The organism is Streptomyces sp. NPDC101160, from assembly GCF_044768205.1.
Classification (GTDB): Bacteria; Actinomycetota; Actinomycetes; order Streptomycetales; family Streptomycetaceae; genus Streptomyces.
The window spans coordinates 418,160-432,261 of the sequence record NZ_JBIWPJ010000003.1; the positions used below are offsets into that span (position 1 = coordinate 418,160).

The 14,102-nt window shown below is 73.9% G+C and carries 14 protein-coding genes; 6 read left to right on the forward strand and 8 right to left on the reverse strand.

The genetic code is table 11. The annotated features are described in order from the left end of the window. Nucleotides 1-60: 60 nt before the first annotated feature. Nucleotides 61-1,386, forward strand: coding sequence for an Ig-like domain-containing protein (locus tag ACIRSU_RS11315; protein WP_403790888.1), 1,326 nt, complete (start codon nucleotides 61-63; stop codon nucleotides 1,384-1,386). Between the two features lie 24 nt (nucleotides 1,387-1,410). Continuing rightward, nucleotides 1,411-1,821, forward strand: coding sequence for a CU044_2847 family protein (locus ACIRSU_RS11320; protein ID WP_403790890.1), 411 nt, complete (start codon nucleotides 1,411-1,413; stop codon nucleotides 1,819-1,821). Here the strand turns inward: ACIRSU_RS11320 and ACIRSU_RS11325 are convergent. The 5 genes from ACIRSU_RS11325 to ACIRSU_RS11345 all read right to left on the reverse strand — a co-directional run bounded on the left by ACIRSU_RS11325 (nucleotide 1,818) and on the right by ACIRSU_RS11345 (nucleotide 7,415). After that, nucleotides 1,818-3,212, reverse strand: a complete 1,395-nt coding sequence (locus tag ACIRSU_RS11325; protein ID WP_403790892.1) for a threonine/serine exporter family protein — start codon at nucleotides 3,210-3,212, stop codon at nucleotides 1,818-1,820. The two genes, ACIRSU_RS11320 and ACIRSU_RS11325, sit on opposite strands and share 4 nt — an antisense overlap. A gap of 37 nt (nucleotides 3,213-3,249) precedes the next feature. Next, the gene (locus ACIRSU_RS11330; protein WP_403790893.1) at nucleotides 3,250-4,065 is read right to left on the reverse strand and encodes an ABC transporter permease; all 816 of its coding nucleotides are present in this window, start codon (nucleotides 4,063-4,065) and stop codon (nucleotides 3,250-3,252) included. Between the two features lie 61 nt (nucleotides 4,066-4,126). Further along, the gene (locus tag ACIRSU_RS11335; protein WP_403790895.1) at nucleotides 4,127-5,050 is read right to left on the reverse strand and encodes an ABC transporter permease; all 924 of its coding nucleotides are present in this window, start codon (nucleotides 5,048-5,050) and stop codon (nucleotides 4,127-4,129) included. Between the two features lie 9 nt (nucleotides 5,051-5,059). After that, on the reverse strand, nucleotides 5,060-6,259 hold the full coding sequence (locus ACIRSU_RS11340; RefSeq protein ID WP_403790897.1) for an ABC transporter substrate-binding protein: 1,200 nt from the start codon (nucleotides 6,257-6,259) through the stop codon (nucleotides 5,060-5,062). Nucleotides 6,260-6,377: 118 nt separating this feature from the next. Further along, a complete protein-coding gene (locus ACIRSU_RS11345; protein WP_403790898.1) occupies nucleotides 6,378-7,415 on the reverse strand; it encodes an ABC transporter ATP-binding protein in 1,038 nt (345 codons plus the stop codon). A gap of 177 nt (nucleotides 7,416-7,592) precedes the next feature. On the opposite strand from ACIRSU_RS11345, the gene ACIRSU_RS11350 reads away from it, so the two are divergent. Together ACIRSU_RS11350 and ACIRSU_RS11355 are read left to right on the forward strand one after the other, a co-directional pair. After that, nucleotides 7,593-8,321, forward strand: a complete 729-nt coding sequence (locus ACIRSU_RS11350; RefSeq protein WP_403790899.1) for a FadR/GntR family transcriptional regulator — start codon at nucleotides 7,593-7,595, stop codon at nucleotides 8,319-8,321. 298 nt (nucleotides 8,322-8,619) lie between these two features. Next, nucleotides 8,620-9,354 carry a cache domain-containing protein gene (locus ACIRSU_RS11355; RefSeq protein ID WP_403791483.1) on the forward strand — a complete coding sequence of 245 codons (735 nt, stop codon included), beginning with the start codon at nucleotides 8,620-8,622 and terminating at the stop codon, nucleotides 9,352-9,354. Between the two features lie 37 nt (nucleotides 9,355-9,391). On the opposite strand, the gene ACIRSU_RS11360 is transcribed toward ACIRSU_RS11355, so the two are convergent. Further along, complete coding sequence (locus ACIRSU_RS11360) at nucleotides 9,392-9,724, reverse strand: cupin (RefSeq protein WP_403790900.1); 333 nt, start codon at nucleotides 9,722-9,724, stop codon at nucleotides 9,392-9,394. After that, nucleotides 9,673-10,992 (reverse strand): MFS transporter, encoded by a 1,320-nt coding sequence (locus ACIRSU_RS11365; protein ID WP_403790902.1) that lies wholly within the window; start codon nucleotides 10,990-10,992, stop codon nucleotides 9,673-9,675. The genes ACIRSU_RS11360 and ACIRSU_RS11365 overlap by 52 nt, the downstream gene beginning before the upstream one ends. A 90-nt stretch (nucleotides 10,993-11,082) precedes the next feature. On the opposite strand from ACIRSU_RS11365, the gene ACIRSU_RS11370 reads away from it, so the two are divergent. Continuing rightward, complete coding sequence (locus ACIRSU_RS11370) at nucleotides 11,083-11,997, forward strand: LysR family transcriptional regulator (RefSeq protein WP_403790904.1); 915 nt, start codon at nucleotides 11,083-11,085, stop codon at nucleotides 11,995-11,997. A 4-nt stretch (nucleotides 11,998-12,001) separates the two neighbouring features. Further along, a complete protein-coding gene (locus tag ACIRSU_RS11375) occupies nucleotides 12,002-12,880 on the forward strand; it encodes a DMT family transporter (RefSeq protein ID WP_403790906.1) in 879 nt (292 codons plus the stop codon). Here the strand turns inward: ACIRSU_RS11375 and ACIRSU_RS11380 are convergent. After that, nucleotides 12,877-14,046, reverse strand: coding sequence for an oxygenase MpaB family protein (locus ACIRSU_RS11380; protein WP_403790907.1), 1,170 nt, complete (start codon nucleotides 14,044-14,046; stop codon nucleotides 12,877-12,879). The genes ACIRSU_RS11375 and ACIRSU_RS11380 overlap by 4 nt on opposite strands. Between the last annotated feature and the right edge of the window lie 56 nt (nucleotides 14,047-14,102).

The following is a 14,102-nucleotide window of genomic DNA, read 5'->3' on the forward strand; positions in this document are numbered from 1 at the left end:
GATCCGCTTTGATGCACCGGTCAGACCAGGTCCGGCCGGCGAGAAGAGGCGGTGTCCGACATGGCGTCACACACGCGTGGCAGGAACCTCACGGGCCTGGGTGCCCTGTCCCTCGCGGCCGGCGCCGTCCTCGCCCTCAACGCCGCCCAGCCCCCGGCCGCCCGCGCGCACTCCGCGCCCGCCGGCGCCGTGGTCGTCTCCCTCGGCAGCTGCCCGGCCGACGGCCGGATGTGCGGCGCACCCCGTCGCATCGCCGTCCTCGACGGCCGGGCGCTCACCCTGGACGCCCTCGGCAGCGCCGTCGGCCCCCTCGACCTCGCCCTGCGCACCACCGGCCGGCTCGCCGACGTCACCGTCACCGACCACCAGGGGCGCCGGATCGCCGGTACGGTCAGCGCCGACGGCACCCGCTGGACCAGCATCGCGCCGCTCGCCGCCGACACCCGCTACACCGCCCGCCTCACCGTGGAAGGCGACGACGGCCGGCCGCAGCGCCGGCGCGCCCGGCTCGACCTGCGGGTCCCGGCCGCACCCGAGGGCGAGCGGCTCACCGCCGAACTCGGCCCCGGCGGTGGCACGTACGGAGTCGGCCAGCCCGTCACCGCCGAACTGAGCCACCCCGTCCCGGCCACCGAGCCCGTGGCCCGCCGCACGGTCGAGCGCGCGCTGCACGTCAGCTCCGAGCCGTACGTCGAAGGCTCCTGGTACTGGGTCTCGCCCACCACCCTCCACTACCGCCCCCGCGCCTACTGGCCCGCCCATGCCACCGTCCGCGTCACCAGTGCCCTCGACGGCGTCCCCGTCATCGGGCGGCTCTACGGCGGTCCCTCCGCGCCGCTCACCCTCACCATCGGCGACCGGATCGAGGCCGTCACCGACGTCGCCGCGCACACCCTCACCGTGCTGCGCGACGGCCAGGAGATCCGCAGCATCCCCGTCACCACGGGCAAGGAGGGCTACCGCACCCGCGGCGGCGTGAAGGTCGTTCTCGGCAAGGAGGCCACGGTCCGGATGCGCGGCGACTCCATCGGCATCGAGCGCGGCAGCAGCGACTTCTACGACCTCAAGGTCCGCTGGGCCACCCGGGTGACATGGAGCGGTGAGTACCTGCACGCCGCCCCCTGGTCGCTCGACGCGCAGGGTGCCGAGAACGTCAGCCACGGCTGCACCGGCATGAGCACCGAGGACGCCGCCTGGCTCTTCGGCACGCTTCGCGAGGGCGACCCCGTCCGGGTCGTCCACGGCTTCGGCGAGGAGATGACGCCGTTCGACAACGGCTACGGCGACTGGAACCTGAGCTGGCCCGCCTGGCTCCGGGGCAGCGCCTTCGGCCCCGCCGCCGACGGCGCGGCCGGGCCCGACGGCGGCCTGCACCCCGCCCTCTGACGGCACGGACGAACAGGAGCGACGATGACGGAGATCATCGGGGTCGAACTCGCCGACGGCGGCATGCTGTACGTGGAGGCCGCGCCGATCGGGCGTGCGGAAGGCGGCCCGGGAGCAGGCGGTCCGGGAGAAAGCGGCCCGGGGGGAGGCGGTCCGGGAGAAGACGGCCCGGTAGGAGACGGTTCGGCGGCGGGCGGGACCGGTGACCTGGAGGGACGGTTCGAGGACCGCCTCCCCGACCTCTCCGGTGTCACCGCTGCCCTGTCCTCCTTCGCCCGGCAGATCGGCGACGCCCTGCACCGCGCCGCGCCGGACCGGGCCACCGTGGAGTTCGGCTGCCAACTCGGCCTGCAGAGCGGCAGGCTCACCGCCCTCGTCGTCCAGGGCAGCGCTTCCGCCAACCTCCGCGTCACCCTCGCATGGGACAAGGGCTAGCTCTCCCTTTCGCTGCCGCCCTTGAGCTCCGCGGGCGCCGGCTCCCCGAGCCTCAGCCGGGGCCTGCGCTGGAGCCCGGCGCCGACGAGGACGCCGAGCGCGATGGCGACGACCGTGATGACGGTGCCGACCAGGCCGGCCAGACCACCGGCGCTGCCGCCCCCGACGATGAACTCGGAGACGCTGGTGAGCCCCACCGCCCCCGGCACGAGCAGCCAGAAGCAGGGCAGGAATACCACCTGGTCCGGGGTGTGCGTGCGCCGCTCGATCCACCCGGCCATCGGCGGCAGCACGCCCGCCGCGAACGCGCCGAAGGTCGCCCCGGCGAGCTGGGCGGCCGAGGACTGCACCAGGCGCTCGGTGAGCAGGGCGGCGAGCAGCCAGCCGGCGACCCGCTGCGGCGCCGAGTAGTACAGCAGGAAGCCGAAGCCCAGGAGCAGCACCCCGGCCCACGGCGTCCATGCGCCGAGCGCCGCCGACGGCGGCTCGCCCACCGGCCGGGCGGGCAGGAGCTGGGTGCCCACCAGGATGCCGAGGGCCAGGAGCAGCAGGATGTTGAAGGCCCCCGCGAGCCGCGCGATCCCGGACAGGGCGGCCCCGGTGGCGAGTTCGATCGCGCCGAGCGTGAGCGCGGCGCCCGGCAGGAAGGCGATGAGCGGAGGCACGTAGAGCAGCGCCGGCGCCTCGTGCAGCACCGGCCCGGCCCAGCGCAGCGAGACAGCCGTGACCAGGGCCGCCGCGACGACCGGGAGTGCGGTACGGCCGGCCGGCAGCCGGTCCCCGAAGAGCCGCAGCACACCCACGCCCGCGCCGAGCACCGCGTAGCCGATGACCGCGGCGACGGTCGCGTGCCGCATCACGCCGAGGCCGACCGTGAGCAGGACGTAGCCGAAGAAGGTCGCGGCCGGGCTGAACCGTTCCGGCTGCTCCCGCCCGGCGCGCAGCGCCGCCCGTACCGCCTCGAAGGGCAGCGCCTCGGCCCGCATCCGCTCGACCAGCGACTGCAGCGCCTCCACCTGGTCCAGGCGCAGGTCCGGGCCCTCGACCGGGGTGAAGTCGAGCTCGCCGCCCCGCCCGTCGGGCCCGCCCCCGACCCGTACGAACAGGCCCGTGGGCACCACGAAGCTGCGCGCCCGCATCCCGTAGCGCGCGGCCACGTCGTGGATGACCCGCTCCACCTCGACGGTGCGCTCCCCGGCGCGCAGCAGCTCCGAACCCAGCTCGCACAGCAGCGCCGCCAGGTCCCGCAGCCGCTCCCGCCCCGTCTCCGCGGCCTCCGGCAGGGTCACCGTGCCGGTGCCGCGACGGCGCAGCGGTCGCAGCGCGGCCGCCACCGCCCGGCGGGCGAGGCCGCGGGCATCGAACGAGGACAGTTGCCGCATGTGCCGCATTCCGGCAACGTAACAGCGAGCCCCCGTCCGAGGACCGTCAGACCCGGCCGCCGCCCGCCGTGTCCGAGGACAGCCGCTGTGCCGCGTAGATCGGAAGCACGGACAGCAGTACGAGCAGCGCGGCCACCACGTTCACCACCGGCGCCTGCTGAGGCCGGGTCATGTTGTCGAAGATCCACAGCGGCAGGGTCTGCACCCCGGGACCGGCCGTGAAGGTCGTCACCACGACCTCGTCGAAGGACAGCGCGAAGGCGAGCAGCCCGCCCGCGAGCAGCGCCGAGCGCAGCAGCGGGAAGGTGACGTCCCAGAAGGTACGGAAGGTGTGCGCGCCCAGGTCCATGGCCGCCTCCTCGTACGAACCGGGCAGCCGGCGCAGCCGCGCGACCACGTTGTTGAAGACCACCACGATGCAGAAGGTGGCGTGCCCGACGATCACCGTGAAGAGCCCGAGGCCCACGCCCAGCGGCTTCAGGACCGTGCCGAAGGCCGAGTTGAGGGCGATGCCGGTGACGATGCCGGGCAGCGCGATCGGCAGCACGACGGCGAACGACACGGCCTCGCGCCCGAAGAAGCGGTGCCGCTGCACGGCGAAGGCGATCAGAGTGCCGAGCACGAGCGCCACCGCCGTCGCCGCGAGGCCCGTCCGCACCGAGGTCCACAGCGCCTCGCGCGCCCCCTCGTTGGCCCAGGCGGCCGACCACCACTTCAGCGTGAGCCAGGGCGGCGGCCAGCTCGCCGAGCGGTCCGGGTTCAGCGAGCCGAGGAGCACGAGCAGCAGCGGCAGATAGATGACGGCGAAGCCGAGCGCGGCCGCGGTGCGCAGCGCGATCCGCGCGGGACGGGAGAGGTTCATCGGGGGAGGTCCTTCCGCGGACGGGTCCGGCTGGTCCCGCTGGTCCGACTGGTCCGACGGGTCACAGGCTGCGCAGCGCGCCGGTGCGCCGCACCGCGAGCAGGTAGAGGACGATGACGGCCACCGGGACGGTGCCGAGCGCGGCGGCCATCGGCAGGTTGAGGGTGACGTTGGAGTAGACGAGGTTGCCGATGAGCTGGGTCTTGCCGCCGACGATCTGCACGGTGATGTAGTCGCCGAGGCTGAGCGAGAAGGTGAAGACGGACCCGGCCGCGATCGCCGGCCACACCATGGGCAGCACCACCGAGACGAAGGTCCGCCCGGCGCGCGCGCCGAGGTCGGCGGAGGCGTTCAGCAGGTTGTCCGGGAGCTGTTCGAGCGCGGTGTGCACCGGCAGGATCATGTACGGCAGCCAGAGGTAGGTGAGGACCAGGACGGTGGCGGTCAGCCCGTACCCCGGCCCGTGCAGCCCCAGCGGCTTCAGCACCCAGTCCAGCGGCCCGCCCTCGGACAGGATCAGCCGCCACGCGTACACCTTGACCAGGTAGCTCGCCCACAGCGGGGTGAGGATCGCGACGACCAGCAGCGGCCTGCGGCGCGGGCTCGCCACCCGGGCGGTGTAGAAGGCGAGCGGGAAGGCGATGATCGCGCACAGCACGGTCACGGTGAGGGCCACGCCCACCGTGCGCAGGGCGACCGTCCGGTAGACGGGCGACGTGACGAGCTCCTGGAAGTTCTGCGCCGACCAGACCCGGACCACCTCGGAGGTGAAGGAGTCGGTGGTCCAGAACGCGGACAGGAACAGCGCGGTGAGCGAGCCCAGATAGGCGAGCACCAGCCACAGCAGCGGCGCGGCGAGCAGCGCGGCGAGCCGGACCCGGGGCCTGCGGTGCAGGGCCCCGGCGAGCCGCCGGACGGGGCCGGCGGCTCGGTCGGGCTCGGTGGCCCGGGCGTCGGCCCGGGGCGAGGGGGTGAGCGTGGTCATGCGCCGTCGTCAGCCCTTGATCTCGTTCCAGGACTGCACCCACTTGGCGTAGGGCACGCAACGGACGTCGGTGCGGCCGTCCAGGCACTGCTCGATGGGTGTGGTCCAGAAGTGCACGTTCTTCCAGTACGCCTCGTCGCCCGCGTGGAAGACCGTGCAGTGGTTCTTGTCGGCGGTCTCGGCGCACGACCTGGCGTTGGCCGGCGCCTCGCCGAAGTACTCGGCGACCTGGGCGTTGGGCTGGGGCGAGACGATCCAGTCGAGCCACTTGTAGGCGCAGCTGGGGTGCTTGGCCTTGGCCGAGACCATCCAGGTGTCGGACCAGCCGGTGGCACCCTCCTTCGGCAGCACCGCCTCGACCTTGGCGCCCTCGGCCTTGGCCAGGTTGGCGATGACCTGCCAGCTGGTGCCGACGACCGAGTCGCCGCTCTTGAAGGCGGAGATCTCCTTCAGGTAGTCGCTCCAGTACTCGCCGACGTGCTTGTTCTGCTGCTTGAGCAGATCCACTGCGGCCGCGAACTGCTTCTGGTCGAGGGCGTACGGGTCCTTGATGCCGAGGTCCGGCTTGGTGGCCTTGAGGTAGAGGGCCGCGTCGGCGATGTAGATGGGGGAGTCGTACGCGGTGACCTTGCCGCTGTGCGCGGACGCCTGGTCGAAGACGGCCGACCAGGACGTCGGGGCGGGCTTCACCTTGGTGGTGTCGTACATGAGGAGGTTGGCGCCCCGGCCGTGCGGGATGCCGTAGGCGACGCCCTTGACCGAGTTCCAGCCCTGGTTCTTCAGGCCGGCGAACACGTCCTTGTAGTGGGGGACGAGCGAGGTGTTGACGGGCGCCGCGTCGCCGGACGCGATCAGCCGCAGCGAGGCGTCGCCGGAGGCGGAGACCGCGTCGTACTCGCCGGTCTTCATCAGTGCCACCATCTCGTCGGAGGTGGCGGCCGTCTTGGCGTTGACCTGGCAGCCGGTCTGCTTCTCGAACGGGGTCACCCAGTCGACCTTGGGGTCGTTGGACCCGTCCTCGACATAGCCGGCCCAGGCGATCAGGTTGACCTGGCCCTCGGGGGCGCCGAGGGAGGTGGGCGCCTTGAGGGCGGGCGGGTTGAGGCCGCCGGACTTCCCGGCACCGGCCTGGTCGGCGGAGCCGCAGGCGGTCACGAGCAGCAGTCCGGAGACGGCGGCGGCCGTCAGGAGCGAGCGGTGCAGGCGCACGTGTTTCTCCGTTGCGTGAGGGACGTGAGGGTGGTGCGGTGCGAGGGGCGGTGCGGTGCCGTGCCGTGGCTTCACCGGCCTTGCGTGGGCTGTGCGGCCTTACGGACCCGGCGTGTCGTCACGGGGCGGCGGGGACCGGCACCGCGTGGCGCGGGTGCCAGTGCAGGGCGACCCTGGCGCCGCGGAAGGCGGCGAGGTCGGCGGAGGAGGTCTCCAGGTTCTGCTGGACGGCGGTCAGCCGGCCACCCGCGTCCAGGTCGACGAGGAAGCGGGTGGCGTCGCCCAGGTAGACCACCTCGGCGACGGTGCCGGTGGCACGGGCGTGGCCGTCCTCGGCGGGCGCGGCCGGGTCCTTGACGACGCGGATCTTCTCCGGCCGGATGCTGTACGTGCCGGCGGCGCCGACCACGGTCCGCGCGGCCTCGCCGCTGACCAGGTTGGAGGTGCCGACGAAGTCGGCGACGAACGGGGTGGCCGGGCGCTCGTAGATCTCGGCGGGGGTGCCGACCTGTTCGATCCGGCCCTGGTGGAAGACGGCGATCCGGTCGCTCATCGTCAGGGCCTCCTCCTGGTCGTGCGTGACGAACACGAAGGTGATGCCGACCTCGCGCTGGATGGCCTTCAGCTCGACCTGCATCTGCTCGCGCAGCTTGAGGTCGAGCGCGCCGAGCGGTTCGTCGAGCAGCAGCACGCGGGGGCGGCCGACGAGGGCGCGGGCGAGTGCGACGCGCTGGCGCTGGCCGCCGGACAGCTCGGCGGGGCGGCGCCTGCCGAGCCCTTCGAGCCGCACCTGAGCGAGTGCGGCGCGGGCCCGGACCAGGCGCTCGGCCTTCGGGACGCCCCGCACCTTCAGGCCGTAGGCGACGTTCTGTTCGACCGTCATGTGCGGGAAGAGGGCGTAGTCCTGGAAGACGGTGTGCACGTCCCGCTCGAAGGGGGCGAGCGGGGTGACGTCCTGACCGGCCAGCTCGACGCGGCCGTCGCTCGGTGTCTCGAAGCCGGCGATCATCCGCAGCACGGTCGTCTTGCCGGAGCCGGAGGGGCCGAGCATCGAGAAGAACTCGCCGTCGGCTATCTCCAGGTCCACCCCGGCCACCGCCTCGGTCCGGCCGTAGCTCTTGCGGAGACCCGAGAGCCGGATCGCCATTCCCTCCATGGGCGGGAACCTTTCTGGTGCGGGGGCGCGTTCCTGACGAGCGGGGGTAAACATATGAAGTCATAGTTCAAATCTCAAGACCCCCTTAAGGTAAAGCCTGAGTCAACGCGCGAGGTGGTAAACGTGAAACCAGGCGGCAGACAGGGCGACAGCGCGCACGGGAGCGCGCGCCGAGCCGTGTTCACCCCCGTCGACACCCGGGCCCGGGTCGACACCGTGGTCCGCCGGATCGGCGACGCCATCGAGCTCGGACTCCTCGCCGACGGCGAGCAGCTGCCCGGCGAGGCCGAACTCGCCGGCCGGCTCGGCGTCTCCACCGTGACCCTGCGCGAGGCCCTCATGGCCCTGCGGCAGCAGGGCCTCGTCACCACCCGCCGCGGCCGGGGCGGCGGCAGCTTCGTCACGCTCCCCGAGGGCCCGCCCGAGGACCGGCTGCGCGCCCGCCTCGCCGACTGGTCCACCGAGGAGCTGCGCGACCTCGGCGACCACTGGGCCGCCGTCTCCGGCGCCGCCGCGCTGCTCGCCGCGCAGCGCACCCAGCCCGGCGACCTGCGCCCGCTCACCCGCACCGTCGACGAACTCGCCCACGCCGAGGAACCCGCCGCCCGCAGCCGGCTCTACGGCCGCTTCCACGTCGAACTCGCCGCCGCCGCCCAGTCCGCGCGCCTGACCCGCGAGGAGATCGCCCTCCAGACCGAGTTGGGCGCCCTGCTCGTCCTCGTCCTCGACGACACCGCGTATCTCGAATCCGTGGCGGATCGTCACCGCTCCGTGATCTCCGCCGTGCAGGATGAGGCCGACGAGCGGGCCAGAACGCTGGCCGAACAGTGCGTGCGCGACTCCGTGGCCCGCCTGATCGCCCTGCGCCTCGAACCCCCCACCCGCGCCCCCGGGCCGCGTCCGTAGGAGGACCCCGATGTCCACACCCCCCGCGCTCGCCCACGTCACGGGAGCCGCGACCGAGGCGACGGGAGCGGGGGACAGAGGAAGAGGACGTACGGGAACAGGAGACACGGGAACGGGGGACGCGCGGGCGACGCGCCCGTCGGCGGCCGGCGCCACCGGCGGCGTGTCAGGCGCGGGCGCCCTCCGCAATGCGCCCGGCGCCGCCCAGGGCTCGTACGACACCCTCGCCGGCGCCGCCCCGGGCTCGTACCGCACCCTCGCCGCCGCCCAGGGCTCGTACCGCGCCCTCGCCGACGCCGTGTCGACCCGTGTGCGCGAGACCCTCGACGGGGTCTTCGCCGCCGTCGCCGCCACCCGCGAGGACACCGCCGCGCTGCTCGCCGCCCCGGCCGCCGACGGCAGGGCACCGGCGTCGGCCGGGCTCGCCGCCCTCCGGCCCGGCCTCCACGACCGGCTCGCCCGCCACGAACTCGTCTCCGGCATCGGCTTCGTCGCCGCGCCCGGCCTCCTCGCCGACGTACCGGCCTGGCTGGAGTGGTGGCAGCGCGGCCCCGACGGCGCGGTGCGGCCGCTCCTCCTCGACCTGGATCCCGAGCACTCGGCGTACTCCGACTACACGCACTGGGACTGGTACGCCCTGCCCCGCGAGACCGGGCGGCGGGCCGTCGCCGGGCCGTACGTCGACTACCTCTGCTCCGACGAGTACGGCCTGACGCTCTCCGAGCCGGTCCTGGCCGACGGACGGTTCGTCGGCGTCGCCGCCGCCGACGTCTACCTGCGGCACTTCGAGGCGGCCGTGCTGCCCGTCCTCCAGGAACTCCCCGTCCCGGCACGCCTGGTCAACGCCCGCGGCCGCGTCGCCGCCTCCACCGACCCGGCGCATCTCGCCGGCTCCCTCACCAAGGGCCCCGACTTCGCCGCCGTACTCACCGGAGCCCCGGACGCCGGGCCGGAATCCGTCCACCGCCACGGCGAGCTGCGTCTGACGCCCTGCGCGGGCACACCGCTGGTGCTCGTGACGCCGGATCGGTGAGTCGCGGACCCTTCGGCCGCACGGAGTGGCGTACGCGTCAGTCGTTGACGGCGGTCAGCAGCACCACCGCGTCGTCGAGCGCCGTGAGGCCGTGCCGCTCCTGCGGGATCATCTGGAGCTGACCGGCCGACAGGTCCTCGGAGCGGCCCGCCGCCGTCAGCCGCACCCGGCCGCGCAGGACCTGGAGACTGCCAGCGGGCGGCGCGTTGTGCTCGTCCAGGGCCGTGCCCGACGTCATGGCGATCACGCTCTGCCGCAGCACCCCGTCGTGCACCACCAGATGGGCGCTGCGGCCGTGCGCGTCCTCACGCGCCTTCGTCAGGTGCTCCTCGGCGAGGGCCGAGAGGTCGAGGGGTGCGGGCTCCTGCATCGTGTCTCCCTGCGGCGTGCGCGGACCGGTACACCCAGCCTTGCGCCTGCCGCGCGTCCCGCAAGTCGGGGCCGCCGCGCCCCCGCGGTGAGCCCGAGCACGACGAACCCCGCCGCCGCGAGGAGCGCCGCCGTCCAGCCGTACCCCTCGTACAGCCAGACAGCCGCCAGTGAGCCGAGCGCGCCGCCCGCGAAGGTCGCCAGCATGAAGACCGTGTTCACCCGGGCCGCCACCGCCCGCCCGAGGCCCAGGACCCGCGCCTGGTTCGCGACCTGACAGGCGCTCGTGCCCAGGACCACCAGACCCGCGGCCGCCACCAGCGCCACCGGCGAGCCCGGCGCCAGACCCGCAGGCGCCACCGCGAGCCCCACGCACCCGAGCGCCACCAGCCCGACCCGGCCCGACCCGTACCGGTCGGTGAGCGGCCCCGCGTACGCCGACGCCAGCGCCGCCGGCACGGTGAGCAGCCCGAACAGACCCGCCGCCCCGGGACCGTACCCCAGCGGAGGGGCGGCCAGATGGAAGACGAGCGCCGCCCAGAAGACGCTGTACGCGCCGAACACGCAGGCGCCGCGCAGCGCCGACACCCGCAGGGCGCGATGCGCGACGAGCAGCCCCGGCAGCCCCGCGAGCATCCGGCCGTACGGGACCGGGCGCGCGTCCGGGCCGCCGAGCCGCTCGGGCAGGGCGCGCGGCAGCGCCCACAGCAGACCCGCCGTCGCCACGGCGGCCAGCGCATAGGCCGTCCGCCAGCTGCCGCTCGCGTCGGAGACCGCGCCCGAGACCGTACGGGACAGGGTGGAGCCCAGGGTGAGGCCCAGGCCGATGACGCCGACGACCCGGCCGCGTCCCTCGGGGCCCGCGAGGGTCGCGGCGACCGGGGTCAGGATCTGCGGCAGCACCGTGGTGGTGGACAGGGCGAGGGTGGCGACGGCGAGGACGAGGACGTTCGGGGCCGCGGCCGCGACCAGCAGGGCCGCGCTGGTCAGCGCCAGCAGGGCCCGCGCGAGGCGGCGCAGCCGGGCGGTGTCGGCGAGCGGCACGAGCAGCAGGATGCCCAGGGCGTAGCCGAGCTGGGCGGCCGTCGCCACCAGACCGGCGGTCCGGTCGGAGACGGCGAGGTCGCGGGCGATCGCCGCGAGCAGCGGCTGCGGGAAGTAGATGTTGGCCACCGTCACGGCACCGGCGAGGGTGAGGACGAGGACGGGGGGACGGGACGCGGCGAGGGGACGGGACGCCGCGGGGGGACGGGCGGGGAGAGCGGGCATGGGCATCAGCCTCCCGCCGGCCGGACAGGCCCATCAAGGTGAAAGAATGCAACCGGCGTTGAGCAGAACTAAACGGTAAGGGGTGGCCCGGTGCTCGAACGGCACGAACTCGAAGCGTTCCTCACCCTCGGCGACGAACTCCACTTCGGCCGCACCGCCGAACGCCTCGGCGTCTCCACCGGCCGCATCAGCCAGACCGTCAAGAAGCTCGAACGGCGCGTCGGCACCCCGCTCTTCGCCCGCACCAGCCGCAGCGTCGCGCTCACCCCGGTCGGCCGCCGCCTGCACGACGAACTCCGCCCCGCCCACGCCCTCATCCTCGCCGCCCTCGAACGCGCCACCGCCGCCGGCCGCGGCATGCTCGGCACCCTGCGGATCGGCTTCGGCTCCCCGTGGGGCGGCGAGCTGCTCACCGCCGCCGCCGACACCTTCCTGGCCCGCCACCCCGGCTGCGAACTCACCCTCCGCGAGGTCCCCGTCGACGCCGGCACCCGCCCCGTCGAGGACGGCGAACTCGACGTCCAGTACGCCACCCTGCCCATCGCCGTGCCCGGTCTCACCACCGGACCCGTCCTGGTCCGCGAGGACCGCGTGCTCCTCGTGCCGGCCGCCCACCCGCTCGCCGCCCGCGCCTCCGTCGGCCTGGAGGACCTCGCCGGACAGACCCTCGTCACCACCGGCCGCGGGCAGCCCCGCGCCTGGCGCGAGACCCACTACCCGACCCGTACCCCCTCCGGCGCGCCCGTCGCCCACGGCCCGGCCGCCGCCACCTGGGAGGAGCTGCTGTCGCTCGTCGGCGCGGGCCACGGCGTCGCCCCGGGCGCGGCGAGCGGCGCCCGCTACCACCCGCGCCCCGGCATCGCCTACGTGCCGTTCCACGACGCCCCGCCCCTGACCTACGGCCTGGTCTGGGCGACCGCCACCGAGACCGCCCTGATCAGGGCCTTCGCGGAGACGGCAGCGCGTGTCCCGCCCGCCGGGGCCGGGGCGCCGGGGCTACCGTGAGCCGGTGCAGCGCAGCGAGGACCGACTGACGCTCGCCGCGTTCGCCGCCGCCGCGTTCCTCGCGGGCGGCAACGCCGTCGGCGTCCGCTTCAGCAACCGTGAGCTCGACCCCCTGTGGGGCGCCGCCCTGCGCTTCGGCGCGGCCTCCGTGATCCTGCTCGGCATCATGGCCGCGCGCCGCATGCCGTTCCCGCGTGGCAGGGCCCTGGCCGGGGCGGCGCTCTTCGGAATCCTCGACTTCGGCGTCACGTTCGCCCTCGCGTACTACGCCCTCGTCCACATCCACGCCGGCCTCGGCCAGACGATCCTCGCCCTCACCCCGCTCGCCACGCTGCTGCTCGCCGTCGCCCAGGGCCTCGAACGCTTCCGGGTCACCGCGGCCGTCGGCACGCTGCTCGCGGCCGCCGGGGTCGCGGTCATCTCGCGCGCCCCGCTCAGCGGCGCGGTGCCCGTGCTGTCGTTCCTGGCGCTCCTCGGCAGCATGGTCTGCTTCGCCGAGGCCACGGTCCTCGTCCGGCGGCTGCCGCGGATCCACCCCGTCGTCATGAACGCCGTCGGCATGACCGCTGCCTCCGTCCTCCTCTTCGCGGGTTCGGCCGCCGCTGGCGACACCTGGCGACTGCCCGAGCGCCCCGCCACCTGGTGGGCCCTCGCCTATCTCGTGGTCGGCGGCTCCGTCCTCACCTTCGGGCTCTACCTCTTCGTCGTGCAACGCTGGGACGCGTCCCGCGCCGCGTACGTCTTCGTCGTCATCCCCGTCGTGACGATCGTCCTCTCCGCCTGGCTCGACAACGAACCCCTCACCGCCTCCCTGCTGCTCGGCACCCCGCTGATCCTGGCCGGGGTGTACGTGGGCGCGCTGTGGCGGCGCAGCAGCCCCTAAGGGATGTCCAGGACGGCCGGCGGCGGGCTCCAGCGGCGCTTCGGGTTCACCGACGTCGACACCCCGTAGTCCTTCTTCAGGTGCTCCGGGATCGCGTAGTGCATCACCCGGCCGCGGGTGAGCGACGACAGTTCGAAGACCGTCGTCAGATGGCCGAGCCGGTCCAGGAGCCAGGAGCCGAGCGGGGAGTGGTCCTCCACGGTCTCCAGGACGCCGAGCAGGTGCGGCACCGCCTTGACGACCGTGTCCCACGGGGTACGGGGCACCTCCAGCCAGTCGGCGCAGGTGTCGCCGACCAGATGGCGGATCAGCGCGGACACGATCGGGTCGAAGAAGGTGCCGGGCACGACCTCCTCGTACAGCTCGATGAGCTGCCGGGTGAGCAGAGCGCCGTCGTCCGAGGGACCCATGTGCCGGAGCATGTACAGGTCGAGGAAGGCGCGGGCCTCGTCGAGGGTCTCGGGTACGGCCCGCTGGTCGACGCCGAGCATGGCGCCGACCACCCGCCAGGCGTAGTAGTAGGCCTCCGCGCCCTCCGTGGACATGTGGATGCCGAGCCGGTGCAGGCTGTCGAGAACCAGCATGGAGAAGAACATCTGCCCGCCGATCATGTCCTCCTGACAGATCGGCACGCCGAGCGCCGCCGTGTCCCAGCGCTCCTCGCGCCGCAGGTGGTGACGGATGGAGGCGTGCAGCAGCCGGACCTTCTGCGCGGCCGGCACGAAGCGGCTGCCCGCCTCGAAGGCGTCCGGCCGCATCAGGTAGAGCGTGAACTGGCCGGTCTCCGCCATGCGCTTGGACGGGTACTTCAGGCCGTGCGTGGTGGCGAGCAGCTTCGCCACGTGCGGGACGAGATAGCAGGCGGGCATGGAGGCGAAGGACAGCGCCGTGGTGATGTGCACGTCGTTGTCGGTGAAGAAGAGCCGCGCCTTCTCCATCTCGGCCCAGTCCACCCACGCCGGAGCCGCTCTCGTGACGTGCAGGTATTCGCGGGCCACGTCGGGCAGCCCGTCGGGCAGCGGGCTGCCGGCGGTCGACACGTACCGCATCAGGGTGTTGAAGGTGCCGACCTCGCCGCGTTCGAAGAGCGTGGCGACGGTGGCGTCGGCGAGTTCGTCGCCGGCCTGGCGCAGGGCGTCGAGGGACGCCTGGGTGGGTGGGGTCATGCGGGGCTCCTCGGGGGCTCCGTGGCGGGGTGTCGGGATGGGGTGTCTGGACAAGG